General features: G+C 65.2%; 13 protein-coding genes. 6 read left to right on the forward strand and 7 right to left on the reverse strand.

Going from position 1 to position 14,834, the window contains the following annotated elements; translation table 11 throughout:
• Positions 1–77: 77 nt before the first annotated feature.
• Positions 78–869: a GntR family transcriptional regulator gene (locus AC3A84_RS01375; RefSeq protein WP_487967954.1), complete on the reverse strand. Its 792-nt coding sequence runs from the start codon at positions 867–869 to the stop codon at positions 78–80.
• A gap of 211 nt (positions 870–1,080) precedes the next feature.
• Here AC3A84_RS01375 and AC3A84_RS01380 point away from each other — a divergent pair, with 211 nt between their 5' ends.
• From AC3A84_RS01380 to AC3A84_RS01405, 6 genes are all read left to right on the forward strand, one after another.
• Positions 1,081–2,067 (forward strand): malate dehydrogenase, encoded by a 987-nt coding sequence (locus AC3A84_RS01380; RefSeq protein ID WP_487967955.1) that lies wholly within the window; start codon positions 1,081–1,083, stop codon positions 2,065–2,067.
• Between the two features lie 25 nt (positions 2,068–2,092).
• Positions 2,093–2,875, forward strand: coding sequence for a trans-aconitate 2-methyltransferase (gene tam, locus AC3A84_RS01385; RefSeq protein ID WP_487967956.1), 783 nt, complete (start codon positions 2,093–2,095; stop codon positions 2,873–2,875).
• Positions 2,872–3,906, forward strand: coding sequence for an HpcH/HpaI aldolase/citrate lyase family protein (locus AC3A84_RS01390; protein WP_487967957.1), 1,035 nt, complete (start codon positions 2,872–2,874; stop codon positions 3,904–3,906). The genes tam and AC3A84_RS01390 overlap by 4 nt, the downstream gene beginning before the upstream one ends.
• A 65-nt stretch (positions 3,907–3,971) precedes the next feature.
• Positions 3,972–4,634 carry a hypothetical protein gene (locus AC3A84_RS01395; protein WP_487967958.1) on the forward strand — a complete coding sequence of 221 codons (663 nt, stop codon included), beginning with the start codon at positions 3,972–3,974 and terminating at the stop codon, positions 4,632–4,634.
• An 87-nt stretch (positions 4,635–4,721) separates the two neighbouring features.
• On the forward strand, positions 4,722–7,313 hold the full coding sequence (gene acnB / locus AC3A84_RS01400; protein ID WP_487967959.1) for a bifunctional aconitate hydratase 2/2-methylisocitrate dehydratase: 2,592 nt from the start codon (positions 4,722–4,724) through the stop codon (positions 7,311–7,313).
• Positions 7,314–7,522: 209 nt separating this feature from the next.
• On the forward strand, positions 7,523–8,512 hold the full coding sequence (locus tag AC3A84_RS01405) for a putative transporter (protein WP_487967960.1): 990 nt from the start codon (positions 7,523–7,525) through the stop codon (positions 8,510–8,512).
• 500 nt (positions 8,513–9,012) lie between these two features.
• Here AC3A84_RS01405 and AC3A84_RS01410 read toward each other — a convergent pair whose 3' ends face one another.
• The 6 genes from AC3A84_RS01410 to cyoB all read right to left on the reverse strand — a co-directional run bounded on the left by AC3A84_RS01410 (position 9,013) and on the right by cyoB (position 14,800).
• Positions 9,013–9,558 carry a response regulator transcription factor gene (locus AC3A84_RS01410; RefSeq protein WP_486158753.1) on the reverse strand — a complete coding sequence of 182 codons (546 nt, stop codon included), beginning with the start codon at positions 9,556–9,558 and terminating at the stop codon, positions 9,013–9,015.
• The gene (locus tag AC3A84_RS01415; protein WP_487967961.1) at positions 9,545–10,909 is read right to left on the reverse strand and encodes an ATP-binding protein; all 1,365 of its coding nucleotides are present in this window, start codon (positions 10,907–10,909) and stop codon (positions 9,545–9,547) included. Before AC3A84_RS01415 ends, AC3A84_RS01410 begins: the two co-directional genes overlap by 14 nt.
• Entirely contained in the window at positions 10,890–11,672 is a 783-nt protein-coding gene (locus AC3A84_RS01420; protein WP_487967962.1) for an SURF1 family protein, read from the reverse strand. Before AC3A84_RS01420 ends, AC3A84_RS01415 begins: the two co-directional genes overlap by 20 nt.
• A 62-nt stretch (positions 11,673–11,734) precedes the next feature.
• Positions 11,735–12,169 (reverse strand): cytochrome o ubiquinol oxidase subunit IV, encoded by a 435-nt coding sequence (gene cyoD, locus AC3A84_RS01425; RefSeq protein ID WP_487967963.1) that lies wholly within the window; start codon positions 12,167–12,169, stop codon positions 11,735–11,737.
• Positions 12,170–12,171: 2 nt separating this feature from the next.
• Positions 12,172–12,804: a cytochrome o ubiquinol oxidase subunit III gene (cyoC, locus tag AC3A84_RS01430; RefSeq protein ID WP_092936890.1), complete on the reverse strand. Its 633-nt coding sequence runs from the start codon at positions 12,802–12,804 to the stop codon at positions 12,172–12,174.
• Positions 12,797–14,800 (reverse strand): cytochrome o ubiquinol oxidase subunit I, encoded by a 2,004-nt coding sequence (gene cyoB / locus AC3A84_RS01435; RefSeq protein ID WP_487967964.1) that lies wholly within the window; start codon positions 14,798–14,800, stop codon positions 12,797–12,799. The genes cyoC and cyoB overlap by 8 nt, the downstream gene beginning before the upstream one ends.
• Positions 14,801–14,834: the final 34 nt, after the last annotated feature.

A 14,834-nucleotide genomic window follows, 5' to 3' on the forward strand; every position in this document is an offset into this window, starting at 1 on the left:
TCCGTGGGACTGCGTATTTTCCGGCGTGCTGCGTTGCTGAAGACGCCAATGTGGTCTTTCTTGTCTGCGTTTGGCGGTCAGTTCAGGTCGTTGCGATAGTGATGGGTGTCGGTTCGATACAGGCCTCGGCGTAACTCCATGGGAACATCGTTATATGTGTAAGCGAGTCGCTCCACGCTGAGCAGTGGCGTGGCGGGACTCACGTCCAGCGCCTGTGCCTGGGCTTCGTCAGGCAGCACGGCGCGAATCTTCTCTTGCGCGCGGACCATGCGCACGCCGAATTCGATCTCAAACATGGCGTAGGTGGGGCCCTGATAGTTCGCCAGTTGCTCTGCCGTCAGGCCTTTGAAGGCGTGGCCGGGCAGCCAGATGTCTTCGAGGATGGTGGGCACGTTCTTGAAGGCCAGGATACGGCGCGCGAGGATCACTGGATCACCCGTGCGCAGGGTGAGCGCGCGTGCCACTTCGGCGCTGGCGCGCAGGCGTCGGCATTCGAGGATGTTGCGCTGCGCCGGACCTTCCGCGCTGGCGTCGCCCACTTCGGGCTGCAGCTTCAGAAAGCGGTATTGCACGTGGCGTTCGGCATGAGTCGCCACGAACGTGCCCTTGCCCTGGCGGCGAGTGACCAGGTTCTCGGCTGCCAACTCGTCGATGGCCTTGCGCACCGTGCCCTGGCTCACCCGAAAGCGCGCGGCCAGATCCATTTCGCTGGGGATGGCTTCGCCAGGCTTCCATTCGCCATGCTGCAGGCTGTGCAGGATCAGGCCCTTGATTTGCTGGTAGAGCGGGCTGAAGGCCGGGGTCGGTGCAGCCGCGGCGCCCTGGGAAAGGACGCTGCTGTCGGTGGCGGCGGAGGGCGGGGTGGACATGTCGATGCGTGCAACGGCTCTCGCCGCCGAGCCTGGGGGCGTGGCGATGCCGGGCCCGATCATATCTTATATAAGACATAAGACAAATTGACCCTGTGCCGAAATCGGCAGTACACTCCAAAGCTGTTCTGCAGGGCACGGGCTGCTGGTGACTGGCGCTGGTGCTACCTTGCACCGACACCTGTTTCTTCATTCTTTTTGGAGTTTTCACATGAGCAAGAAGCCCGTCCGTGTCGCCGTTACTGGCGCAGCCGGCCAAATCGGTTACGCCCTGCTGTTCCGCATCGCCTCCGGCGAAATGCTCGGCAAGGACCAGCCTGTCATCCTGCAACTGCTGGAAATTCCGGATGAAAAGGCCCAGAAGGCGCTCAAGGGCGTGATGATGGAGCTGGAAGACTGCGCCTTCCCGCTGCTGGCCGGCATGGAAGCCCACAGCGATCCGATGACCGCCTTCAAGGACACCGACTACGCCTTGCTGGTTGGCGCCCGTCCCCGCGGCCCCGGCATGGAACGTGCCGACCTGCTGGCCGCCAACGCCCAGATTTTCACGGCCCAGGGCAAGGCCCTGAACGCCGTCGCCTCGCGCAACGTGAAGGTGCTGGTGGTGGGCAACCCCGCCAACACCAATGCCTACATCGCCATGAAGTCGGCTCCTGATCTGCCGTCCAAGAACTTCACGGCCATGCTGCGCCTGGACCACAACCGCGCTGCCAGCCAGATCGCAGCCAAGACCGGCGGCAAGGTCGGCGAGATCGAGAAGCTGACGGTGTGGGGCAACCACTCGCCCACGATGTACGCGGACTACCGCTTCGCCTCCATCGGCGGCAAGAGCGTGAAGGACGCCATCAACGACCAGGTCTGGAACGCTGACGTGTTCCTGCCCACGGTGGGCAAGCGCGGCGCCGCCATCATCGACGCCCGCGGCTCCTCGTCGGCTGCCTCGGCCGCGAACGCCGCCATCGACCACATGCGCGACTGGGCCCTGGGCTCCAACGGCAAGTGGGTCACCATGGGGGTGCCTTCCAAGGGTGAATACGGCATTCCCGAAGGCATCGTCTTCGGCTTCCCGGTGATCACCGAAAACGGCGAATACAAGATCGTCGAAGGCCTGGAAATCGACGAGTTCTCGCAAGAGCGCATCAACAAGACGCTGGCCGAGCTGCAAGGCGAGCAAGACGGCGTCAAGCACCTGCTGTAATCGCAGGGCGAAGAAGGGGCTGCGCGTGCTCGACTGGAATCCAGCGCTCTATCGTCGTTTCGAAGACGAGCGTACGCGCCCCGCTCAGGAACTGCTGGCACGCGTTCCGCATCCCGCGCCCCTCCATGTGGTGGACCTGGGCTGCGGACCTGGCAATTCCACCGAACTGCTGGTGCAGCGCTACCCTCAAGCGCGGGTCACCGGCATCGACAATTCCCAGGCCATGATCGAAAGCGCCCGCGAGCGACTTTCGGGCGTGGCCTTCGCTCTGGGCGACATCGCCTGCTGGGAGCCGGCGCCAGGCGCCGCCCCGGATCTCATCTACGCCAACGCCTCCCTGCAGTGGGTGGGTGGGCACGAACAACTTATCCCCCGGCTCTTCAGCTGCCTCGCGCCTGGTGGCGTGCTGGCCATCCAAATGCCGGACAACCGGCAGGAGCCCACCCATCGCCTGATGCGCGAGGTGGCTGCCGACCCCCGCTGGAGCAGCGCCATCGGCAATCCCGATGCCGTGCGTACCGAACTGCTGGGCATCGGCGGCTATTACGACCTGCTGGCGCCCCTGGCGGCGCAGATCGACGTCTGGCACACGGTGTATCAGCACGTCATGCCTTCGGCTGCCGCCATCGTCGAGTGGGTGCGCGCCACGGGGCTCAAGCCTTTCATTGATCCCCTGGCCGAGCCGCAGCGCTCGGACTTCCTGGCCGAATATGAGCGGCGCGTGGAGTCCGCGTACACGGTGCGTGCCGACGGGCGGCGGCTGCTGGCCTTTCCGCGCCTCTTCATCGTGGCGCAGCGCTCTGCATGAACGTGGCTGTCAACGAAAGTCCTGTCTCGACCGCCGTCCATCCGGCGCAGGCGTTGCTCGGCGCCCAGGCGGGCGCCGTGGTGCTGCCCGTCTGCGACCATTACAGCGGCGTCGAGTCCCGCATGCGCAAGAGCCTCGCCTTGCAGTCCGCGATGGCTGCCGAATTCGGTCATTGTGTGTTCGACGTCACGCTGGACTGCGAAGACGGGGCCCCGGTGGGCCAGGAGCGCGCCCATGCCGAACTGGTCTCCTCCCTGGCGCGTGATGCGGCTCCCGGCGCGCGCGTGGCGGCCCGGGTGCACACGGTGGACCATCCGGCGTTCGCCGACGACATGGCCATCATCGCGGGCGAAGCCGGCCACCGCCTCTGCCACATCATGATTCCGAAGGTGGAGTCGGTGGATGACGTGCTGCAGGCAGAGCGCGCCCTGCAGGCCGCCGGTGCCGCGCATTTGCCCCTGCATGTGCTCATCGAATCACCCGCAGCCGTGCACCGCGCTTTCGAGATCGCAGCGCACCCCCGTGTGCAGAGCCTGAGCTTCGGGCTCATGGATTTTGTCTCTGCGCACGGCGGCGCCATTCCCTCTGCCGGCATGAGCGTGGCAGGCCAGTTCTCACACCCGCTGGTCACGCGTGCCAAGCTGGAGATCGCCGCGGCCTGCCACGCGCATGGCAAGGTGCCGTCTCATTGCGTGGTGACCGAGTTCAGCGATGTCACCGCACTGGAGGCCGCTGCAGGCCGAGCTGCGCGAGAATTCGGCTTCACCCGCATGTGGAGCATCCACCCGGGTCAGATTCGGGCCATTCTTTCGGCGTTTTCGCCGCCAGAGGGCGAGATCGCGCAGGCGGTCCGCATCATTTCTGCCGCCCTGCAGGCTGACTGGGCTCCGGTCAGCGTGGATGGCGTGTTGCACGATCGCGCCAGCTACCGCTATTTCTGGCAGGTGCTGACGCGTGCTCACCAGACTGGCCGAGTGCTGCCCGAGGCGGCTCAGGCCTGGTTCACCGCTGCGGCCCAGTCGTCGTCCTGATCTTCATCGGCAGGGGCGCCCTTTTTTTCTGTACGCAACCGTTCCCGAGTAGGAGCTAGATTCCCATGAAGTCCTTGATCGCCTCTGCACTGGTGGTGCTGGCACCCGCGCTTGCGCTGGCGCAAACGTCCGACGCCGCCAAGCCGGCCGCCAAACAAGTCACGTCCAAAACTGCGGCCAAGCACAAGGACGCCGCCGTGTCCAAGAAGTCGGCTGCCGCCAAGGCTCCGGCCAAGGTGCCTTCGACCCGTGTCGCCAAAGCCACCAGCAGCCGCACGCAGCTCAAGAGCGCTACCAGCCAGGTCGCCAGCGGCCTGATGGCGGCAGAGGCCGCTTTGTCGCCCGCTGAGCTGGCCATTGCCGATCGCGTCTACACCGGCCACATCGCCTGCGAACTGGGCGCCTACGTGAACCTGCAGCGTGACCCGGCCTCGCCTGGCCGCTTCAACCTTGAGGGCAAGGGGTACAAATACCGCATGACCCCGGTCGCAACGAGCACCGGCGCCGTGCGCCTGGAAGACCAGGCTGGCGGCGCTGTCTGGCTGCAGATCGCCAACAAGTCGATGTTGATGAACCAGAAGGCCGGTCAGCGGCTGGCCGACGACTGCATGAGCCCAGAGCAGCTGGTGGTCGCCCAGAACCTCAAGACCCATCCGCAGGCCAGCCTGCTGGACTCCTCCGCGGCCACGACCCCTGCGGCGGCCGAACAGTCCCCGGCCACGAAGTAACGGCAGACGGCGCTGGCAGTGACTTGCCGGCAGCCGCTTGCGGCCCCACTTGAAATCAGAAACCTATTAGTCCCACTGGAGAACAAAATGTTGAAAGCCTATCGTGACCATGCGGCCGAGCGCGCCGCACTGGGCATCCCGCCGCTGCCGCTCGACGCCAAGCAGGTGGCCGAGCTGATCGAGCTGATCAAGAACCCGCCGGCAGGCGAGGAGGCTTTCCTCATCGAACTGCTGACCCATCGCGTGCCCCCGGGTGTTGACGATGCCGCCAAGGTCAAGGCCAGCTTCCTGGCCGCCGTGGCACATGGCGACCTGAAGGTGGGACTGATCTCCAAGGCCCAGGCGACCGAGCTGCTGGGCACCATGGTGGGCGGCTACAACGTCCACCCGCTGATCGAGCTGCTGGACGACGCCGAGGTGGCGGGTGTGGCTGCCGAAGCACTGAAGAAGACGCTGCTGATGTTCGACTTCTTCAACGACGTGGCCGACAAAGCCAAGGCCGGCAACGCCAAGGCCAAGGAAGTCATGCAGTCGTGGGCCGACGCTGAGTGGTTCACCAGCCGTCCCGAAGTCGAGAAGAAGATCACCGTCACCGTCTTCAAGGTGCCCGGCGAGACCAACACCGACGACCTCTCGCCCGCGCCCGACGCCTGGAGCCGCCCGGACATCCCGCTGCACTACCTGGCCATGCTGAAGAACACCCGTCCCGACGCGGCCTTCAAGCCCGAGGAAGACGGCAAGCGCGGTCCGATGCAGTTCATCGAAGACCTGAAGAAGAAGGGCCACCTCGTGGCCTACGTGGGCGACGTGGTCGGCACGGGCTCTTCGCGCAAGTCGGCCACCAACAGCGTGATCTGGGCCACGGGCGCGGACATCCCCTACGTGCCGAACAAGCGTTTCGGCGGCGTGACGCTGGGCGGCAAGATCGCCCCCATCTTCTTCAACACGCAGGAAGACTCCGGTTCGCTGCCGATCGAAGTCGATGTCTCCAAGCTGGAGATGGGCGACGTGATCGACGTGCTGCCCTATGACGGCAAGCTGGTGCGCAATGGCGAGACCGTCGCCGAGTTTCAGCTCAAGAGCGACGTGCTGCTCGATGAAGTGCGCGCTGGTGGCCGTATCAACCTGATCATCGGCCGCTCGCTGACCGCCAAGGCGCGCGAGTTCCTGGGCCTGCCGGCCTCCACCACCTTCCGCCTGCCGCAGGCGCCCGCCGAAACCAAGGCCGGCTTCACGCTGGCGCAGAAGATGGTTGGCCGCGCCGTGGGCCTGCCGGAAGGCCAGGGCGTGCGCCCCGGCACGTACTGCGAACCCAAGATGACCACCGTGGGCAGCCAGGACACCACCGGCCCCATGACCCGCGACGAGCTGAAGGACCTGGCCTGCCTGGGCTTCTCCGCCGACATGGTGATGCAGTCCTTCTGCCACACGGCCGCCTATCCGAAGCCCGTGGACGTGAAGACGCATCGCGAGCTGCCGGCCTTCATCAGCAACCGCGGTGGCGTGGCCCTGCGCCCCGGCGACGGCGTGATCCACAGCTGGCTGAACCGCCTGCTGCTGCCCGACACCGTCGGCACCGGCGGTGATTCGCACACGCGCTTCCCGATCGGCATCTCGTTCCCTGCGGGCTCCGGCCTCGTGGCCTTCGGTGCCGCCACTGGCGTGATGCCACTGGACATGCCCGAATCCGTGCTGGTGCGCTTCAAGGGCGAACTGCAGCCCGGCGTGACGCTGCGCGACCTCGTGCACGCCATTCCGCTGTACGCCATCAAGGCGGGCCTGCTGACCGTGGCCAAGGCCGGCAAGAAGAACATCTTCTCCGGCAAGATCCTCGAAATCGAAGGCCTGCCCGACCTGAAGGTGGAACAAGCCTTCGAACTGTCTGACGCCTCCGCCGAGCGCTCGGCCGCCGGCTGCACGATCAAGCTCAACCCCGAGCCGATCAAGGAATACCTCACCAGCAACGTCGTGCTGATGAAGAACATGATCGCCGACGGCTATGCCGACGCCCGCACGCTCAAACGCCGCATCGAGAAGGTCGAAGCCTGGCTGGCCAAGCCCGAACTGCTCGAAGCCGACAAGGACGCCGAATACGCGGCCGTGATCGAGATCGACTTGGCCGACATCACCGAGCCCATCGTCTGCTGCCCCAACGATCCGGACGACGCCAAGTTCCTCTCGGAAGTGGCTGGCACCAAGATCGACGAAGCCTTCATCGGTTCGTGCATGACCAACATCGGCCATTTCCGCGCAGCTGCCAAGCTGCTGGGTGGCCAGCGTGACATCCCCGTCAAGCTGTGGGTCGCGCCGCCGACCAAGATGGACCAGAACGAGCTGATCAAGGAAGGCCACTACGCCGCCTTCGGCACGGCCGGTGCCCGCACCGAAATGCCGGGCTGCTCGCTGTGCATGGGCAACCAGGCGCAGGTGCGCGAAGGTGCGACGGTGATCTCCACCTCCACCCGCAACTTCCCGAACCGCCTGGGCAAGAACACCAACGTGTTCCTGGGCTCGGCCGAGCTGGCCGCCATCGCATCGCGCATCGGCAAGCTGCCCACCAAGGAGGAATACCTCAAGGAAATGGGCGTGATCGATGCCGACAAGGCCAGCGTCTATCGCTACATGAACTTCGACCAGATCGAGGAATACGCGGACGCCGCCAAGTCGGTGGCAGCCTGACGCCGCGGGCCCAGCGGGGCCCGTGCGCTGCAAGGTGCCGCAACGCGATGCCCCGGGGGAGTGATCCCCCGGGGCATTTCTTTTGCCCATTTCCGCCGTCTTTTTCTTCAAGCATCTGCTGGCAGGCCTCCTGCATAGCAGCAGGGCCGCGGAACATTTCCCGCTCGCCCGGCATCCGACTCAGCAGAACCACGATAACGAGCTTTCCCATGTTCAAGTCCTTCTTTCTGTCCCGCCGCTGGTGGGCATGGTCCATTGCAGGTACGGTGCTCATCCTGTTGGCCACTTGGTACCGCGTCGAGCTTGACGTGCAGATCAACGACTGGTTCGGCAGCTTCTACGACTTGATCCAGAAATCGCTGGGCCAGCCCGGCAGCATCACGGCAGGGCAGTTCTGGGGACAGCTTTCCACGTTCACGCGCATCGCCATGATCTATGTGACCACGGCGGTTCTGGTGGACTTCTTCAGCAAGCACTACATCTTTCGCTGGCGCCAGGCCATGAACGAGCACTACATGGCCGTCTGGCAGCGCTTGCGCCATATCGAAGGCGCAGCGCAGCGGGTGCAGGAAGACACCATGCGCTTCGCCAGCACGATGGAGGGCCTGGGCCTGACCTTCCTGCGCAGCCTGATGACGCTGGCGGCCTTTCTGCCGGTGCTGTGGATGCTTTCGGACAAGGTGACTGCGCTGCCGGTGCTCGGCGCCGTGCCGCATTCGCTGGTCTGGGTCGCGCTGCTGTGGTCGCTCGGCGGCACGCTGCTGCTGGCAGTGGTGGGCGTCAAGCTGCCGGGCCTGGAATTCCAGAACCAGCGTGTGGAAGCCGCATACCGCAAGGAACTGGTGCTGGGCGAGGACGACCCACTGCGCGCTTCTCCACCTACCGCCGCCGCGCTGTTTGCGCATGTGCGGCGCAATTACTTCCGGCTGTTCTTCAACTATCTGTACTTCGACGTGGTGAAGTGGTCGTATCTGCAGGTGAGTGTCCTGGTGCCGCTGGTGGCCCTGGGCCCCACGCTGATCGCGGGCGTTATCACGCTGGGCGTGATGCAGCAGATCTCGCGTGCCTTCGACAAGGTGATGGATTCCTTCCAGTTCCTGGTGCAGAACTGGAGTACCGTGGTGGAGCAGATCTCCATCTACAAGCGCCTGGCCGCTTTCGAACGGCAGATGCTGACAGAGGACCCCATCGTCGCCTGATGTGTTGGAGCCGCGGTGGCCGGGCGCGGCGATGCGGGAGGGGCGGGAGGATGGCGAAGTGGCAGGCCATACAGCGGGCCCTTCGCTGTTGCTGGCCCGTGCGGGCCAGAGCGATCGCCATGACCAATTGCCTCACTCGCATTCCCCCGGTCCTCTGCCCGCCGAGGGCTGGCCGGCTCATCGCTACCGCTGCCGCTGCCTTGCCTTGGTGAATGGCTGCCTCCGGACATGCCGCTGCAGTCTCCGCAGATGGAGCCTGCTTCCGTCCGGTCCGCCCGTCTGCCCGTGCCTTTTGCGTTGGGAGCCAACGCCCCCTTCAATCGCGGCGGCTGTCAGGTCGCGGCCCAGGTCTTCGTACGACGGGTGTTCGGGCAGGGTGCCGTGTGAAATAGGGTGCGATCACTAGGGAGAAATCACCCTGTAGCCCTCTTGCCGTAGGGGTGGAGTGCTATGTTTTTTGAAGCAATGCCTGGCCCGCCCTGGGCGCGGGCGCTCGGTGGTCAGTTCACCTGCCGCTTTTCCAGCTTGCGCGTCAGCGTACGCCGATGCATGCCCAGCCGGCGCGCGGCCTCGGAGATGTTGAAGTCGGTCTCGGCCAGCACTTCGTGGATGCGTTCCCATTCCAGCGTCTTGATGGAACTGGAGCGATTCGTCAGTTCTACCTCGGTGTTGCCTTCAGTCAGACCGAAGGCGGCTTCGATGTCGTCGGTGTTGGAGGGCTTTGCCAGGTAGTGGCAGGCGCCCAGCTTCACGGCCTCCACGGCTGTGGCGATGCTGGCGAAGCCGGTGAGCACGACGATGAGCATGTCCTCGTCATGGGCATGGAGCTTCTGCACGCAGGCGAGACCCGAGGCCTCCCCTTTGAGCTTCAGATCCACCACGGCATAGCCCGGGCGGTGATGCGCCAGTACGTCGTCGAGGCCGCTCAGGCTGTCGGCCTGCAGCACGCGGTAGCCGCGCCGTTCGAACGAGCGGGCGAGGGTGCGTGCGAAGGCGTCGTCGTCTTCGACGATGAGCAGCAGGCGGTCGGAATCAGTGGCGTCCATGGTGCGATGGGGTTCCGGTATCGGGCAGCGAGATGGCGGCGAGGGGCAGCTGGATGACGACCTCGGCGCCGCACCGGGGTTCCGGTAGGTTGCGCGCGACAAGGCTGCCGCCCAGGGTTCGCGCGACCGTCATCGCCAGGAACAGGCCCAGGCCGCCGCCCGGGCGTCCCTTGGTGGACTGGTAAGGCTTGCCCAGGCGCGCGAGTATCGCCGGGTCGAAGCCTGGACCCGCGTCGATGACGGTGATACGCAGCTGGTCGCCCAGTCGGTCCACCGTCAGGTCCACGCGGTGGGGCGAGGCGTCCCGAGCATTGTCCAGCACATTGAAAACCATCTGCTCCAGCGTGGTGTCGGCCACCATGGCGGCGTCGGCACCGAACCGATTGTCGTAGCGGAACTCGTCCACCGAGCGAGTGGCGCGCCAGTCAGCGGCCAGCCGATCGGCGAACTGGCGCACGGTGGTCTGGGCCGACTCCTCGCCGCGGGTTTCGCCCGCCGACAGCAGAATGCCGCTGACAATGCCCTTGCAGCGCTTGACCTGGGCCTGCATCTCGGCGACCTCATCACGCAGCGCCGGATGGCCGTTGATGACCGAATCGTGCTTCCAGTCGCCCAGGATGACGGCCATGGTGGACAGCGGCGTGCCCAGTTCATGCGCCGCGCCGGACGCGAGCAGCCCCATGCGGACAATGTGCTCTTCTTCCGTGGCGCGCTGGCGGGCGGCGGCCAGCCGTGCGTCGCGCTGGCGGAGGTTGCGCCCGATGCGGGTGATGAAGATCACCACCAGGATGGCGTTGAGCAGAAAGCAGACCAGCAGGCCCAGGGTGTAGAGGCTGGGCGCGCCCTGGTGCAGGTCGGGAACCGGAGGCAGGGGCAGGTGGTGGCGCGAGAGGGCGGTGAAGCAGAGCGCGGCGATGAGCACCATGGACCAGATGTAGCCGCCGCGCAGCAGCACCGCGCCCACGGCGATCTGCAGCAGATAGAGAAAGACGAAGGGGTTGGAGGTTCCGCCGCTCAGGTAGAGCTGCACCGTGAGCACGGCAACGTCAATCAACAGGGCCAGGAAGAGCTCGACGTGCTGCACCCGCAAGCCGGTGCGCCAGCGCAGCAGGCTGACCACGTTGAAGAGGGCGAGGCAGCCGACGACGAGCAGCATCTCCTGGACCGGAACTGCCAGCGCCAGCGTGTAGTGCGCCACCTCGATGGTGAAGACCTGCCCTATTACCGCCAGCCACCGCAACTGGATCAATTGCTGGAGGTTCTTGAGTCCGGCGGCGGTGTTGGCGGCCTGGGCCTTGCGGGCGGCAGGGGCGGGCGTGGCCGCGGGGTGCTCAGTCGGAGTCGTCGTCATGCAGGGTGGATGGGGCGGATGCGGCGCGGGAACGGCGCTCGTATCGTGCCACATACACCAGGGCGCCCAGCGTCATCAGGGCGAGGCCGTACCAGGTCAGGGCGTAGACCAGGTGGCTGTTGGGAAAGCGGATGGTGGTCATGCCCGAACGGGGCGCGTCGGCGGCCTGCTGTTGTGGCTGCTGCGTGCCCGGAAGGCCTGCGTCGATGAAGAACGGCGCTGCACGATCCAGCCCTTGGTTGGAAGCGATGGCAGCGACGTCGCGCGAATACCAGCGTTGAGCCGACGGGTCGTTGTGGCGCAGAAAACCGCCGCCGGGCTCGGTCATGCGGAGCAGGCCTTGGACCTGCACGGTGTCCGCAGAGAGCTGTGGCGATGCGCTGGAGCCTTCGGCGGCCTGCGGCGCTGGCTGCCAGCGGGCGCGCTGGTCTGCGGGGATGAAGCCCCGATTGATCAGCACCTGCGTGCCATCGGCCTGTTGCAGGGGCGTGACGACCCAGAATCCAGGCCCCAGGTCGGTCACGGCCTGCGTGAGCACCGTCTTGCCCGCCAGCCAGCGCCCAGTGACGCGCACGGGCAGGTATTCGTAGCCGGCCGCATCCACGCGGGGCCAGTCCGCCGGCGGGGGCAGGGCCGCCGGAGCGGAATGCACGCGCTGGTCCACGCGCTCGATGAGGGCCAGCTTCCAGGAGCGGCGTTGTACCTGCCAGGTACCCAGCGCGATGAACCCCAAAAACAAAGCGATGCCCACCAGGATGAGCATCGCTTTTGCGAAGGGGGAGCGCCGGCCGCTGTGGCCGGCGCCGGAGCGGTACGCTCCGCCCGTCAAGGCGTCACGGCCGACGGAGCGGCGGCGGCAGGAGCTGTGCCCGGCATGGCGTGGTCGGGCATCATGTTCGTGTTCATGTGGAACATGACCCACAGCGTGCCGGCGATGGCGATGGCCACGAACACCACGGTGAAGATGGTGGACAGCATGGTCCAGCCGCCTTGCACCTTGCCGTTCATGTGCAAGAAGCACACCATGTGGACCAGGATCTGCACCACGGCGAAGCCGCCGAGCACCAGGATGGCGGTGTTGCGGTCGGCGATCACCTTGGCCATGACCAGCCAGAAGGGGATGGCCGTGAGGATGATCGACAGCACGAAGCCGGTCATGTAGCCCGAGAAGCTGCTGTGCGGCTCGTTGGCGTCGTGGTGGTGATCGTCATGCCCGTGGCCGCCATGGGCCGGGGCGTGCGTTGCGTGTTGTGCGCTCATGTTTACAGCACTCCCATCAGATACACGAAGGTAAAGACGCCGATCCAGACGACGTCCAAGAAGTGCCAGAACATCGACAGGCACATCAGGCGGCGGTTGTTCTCGGGGATCAGGCCATGCTTGCCGATCTGGACCATCAGCACCACGAGCCAGATCAGGCCGAAGGTGACGTGCAGGCCATGGGTGCCCACCAGCGTGAAGAAGGCGGACAGGAAGGCGCTGCGCTGCGGGCCCGCGCCTTCGTGGATGAGGTGATGGAACTCATAGAGCTCCAGGCCCAGGAAGCACAGGCCGAACAGGCCCGTGACGGCCAGCCAGAGCAGCGTGCCCTTCACGTCGTTCAGCTGCTTGCGCAGCATGGCGAAGCCGAAGGTGATGGACGATGCCAGCAGGAAGGCCGTATTGATGGCCACCAGCTTCAGGTCGAACAGCTCTCCGCCGGTCGGGCCTGCGGCATAGCTGCGGCCCAGCACACCGTAGGTGGCGAACAGCGCGGCGAAGATGAGGCAGTCGCTCATCAGGTAGAGCCAGAAGCCCAGCGCGGTGCCGTTTTCTGGATGGGGCTCGTGCGCGGGGTGGTATTCGCGTGCGGCCAGGGCGCCTGCGGCGCCTGCTTGGTAACGGATATCAGACATGGCGGGCCAGTTGGAGTGTGCGGGCTTCTTCGGTCGAGACGACTTCTTCCGAGGGGATGTAGAAGTCGCGCTTGTAGTTGAAGGTGTGGATGATCGCTGCCAGCACCACTGCCGCGAACGACAGGCCAGCCAGCAGCCACATGTGCCAGATCAGCGCGAAGCCGAGCACCAGCGACAAGGCCGAGATCACGGCGCCCGAACCCGTGTTGGCGGGCATGTGGATGGGCTGGAAGCCGGTCAGCGGGCGCTTGTAGCCGTGCTTCTTCATGTCCCACCACGCATCAATTTCGTGCACCACGGGGGTGAAGGCGAAGTTGTAGTTGGGAGGGGGCGAGGAGGTGGCCCATTCCAGGGTGCGTGCATCCCACGGATCGCCGGTCCAGTCGCGCAGCTCTTCACGCTTGAGGTAGCTGACCAGCAGCTGGATCAGGAAGCAGGCGATGCCGCCGGCGATCATCGCGGCGCCCACGGCGGCCACGATGAAATACGGCTGCAGCGAGACGTCTTCGAAGTGGTTGGCACGGCGGGTCACGCCCATCAGGCCCAGGACGTACAGCGGGCCGAACGCCACCCAGAAGCCCACCACCCAAAGCCAGAAGGAGCGCAGGCCCCAGGTGCGGTCCAGCTTGTAGCCGAACGCCTTGGGGAACCAGTAGTTGATGCCGGCGAACAGGCCGAACAGCACGCCGCCGATGATCACGTTGTGGAAGTGGGCGATCAGGAACAGGCTGTTGTGCAGCACGAAGTCGGCCGGGGGCACTGCCAGCAGCACGCCGGTCATGCCGCCGATGGCGAAGGTGACCATGAAGGCCACGGTCCACATCATGGGCAGCTCGAAGCGGATGCGGCCCTTGTACATGGTGAACAGCCAGTTGAAGATCTTCGCGCCCGTCGGGATCGAGATGATCATCGTCGTGATGCCGAAGAAGGTGTTCACGCTGGCGCCGGAGCCCATGGTGAAGAAGTGGTGCAGCCACACCAGGTACGACAGGATGGTGATCACCACCGTGGCATAGACCATGGAGGTGTAGCCGAACAGGCGCTTCTTGCAGAACGTGGCGACCACTTCGGAGAAGATGCCGAAGCAGGGCAGGATCAGGATGTAGACCTCAGGGTGGCCCCAGATCCAGATCAGGTTCACGTACAGCATGGAGTTGCCGCCCAGGTCGTTCGTGAAGAAGTTGGTTCCGACATAGCGGTCCAGCGACATCAGCACCAGGGCTGCCGTCAGCACGGGGAACGAAGCCACGATCAGGGCGTTGGTGCACAGGGCGGTCCAGGTGAAGATGGGCATCTTCATCAGGTTCATGCCGGGCGCGCGCATCTTGACGATGGTGACGATCAGGTTGATACCCGAAAGCGTCGTGCCCACCCCCGCGATCTGCAAGGCCCAGATGTAGTAGTCCAGCCCCACCCCGGGGTTCTGCGCCCCCAGGTTGGAGAGTGCCAGCCAGCCCGAAGTGGAGAACTCGCCCAGGAACAGCGACATCATCACGAGCACGGCGCCCGCCGTGGTCATCCAGAAGCTGAAGTTGTTCAGGAAGGGGAACGACACGTCGCGCGCGCCGATCTGCAGCGGCACGAGGTAGTTCATCAGCCCGGTGACCAGCGGCATCGCCACGAAGAAGATCATGATCACGCCGTGTGCGGTGAAGATCTGGTCGTAGTGGTGCGGGGGCAGATAGCCCAGGTTGTCACCGAAGGAGATGGCCTGCTGCAGGCGCATCATGACCGCGTCGGCGAAGCCGCGCAGCAGCATGACCAAGCCGAGGATCATGTACATGATCCCGATCTTCTTGTGGTCGATGCTGCAGATCCAGTCGTGCCACAGAGGGCCCCACAGGCGGAATTTGGTGATCAGGGCCAAGACGGCCAAGCCACCCAGCGCCACGGCGATGAAGGTCCACAGCACGATGGGCTCGTGCGCCATCGGTACGGAGTCCCAGCTGAGCCGGCCTAGGGCCCAATGGGACACAGCAGCGGTTTGTTCAGACATATCGAGTCTCTTTGATGCGGGCACGGCCTGTACG

The organism is Paracidovorax sp. (assembly GCF_057642795.1).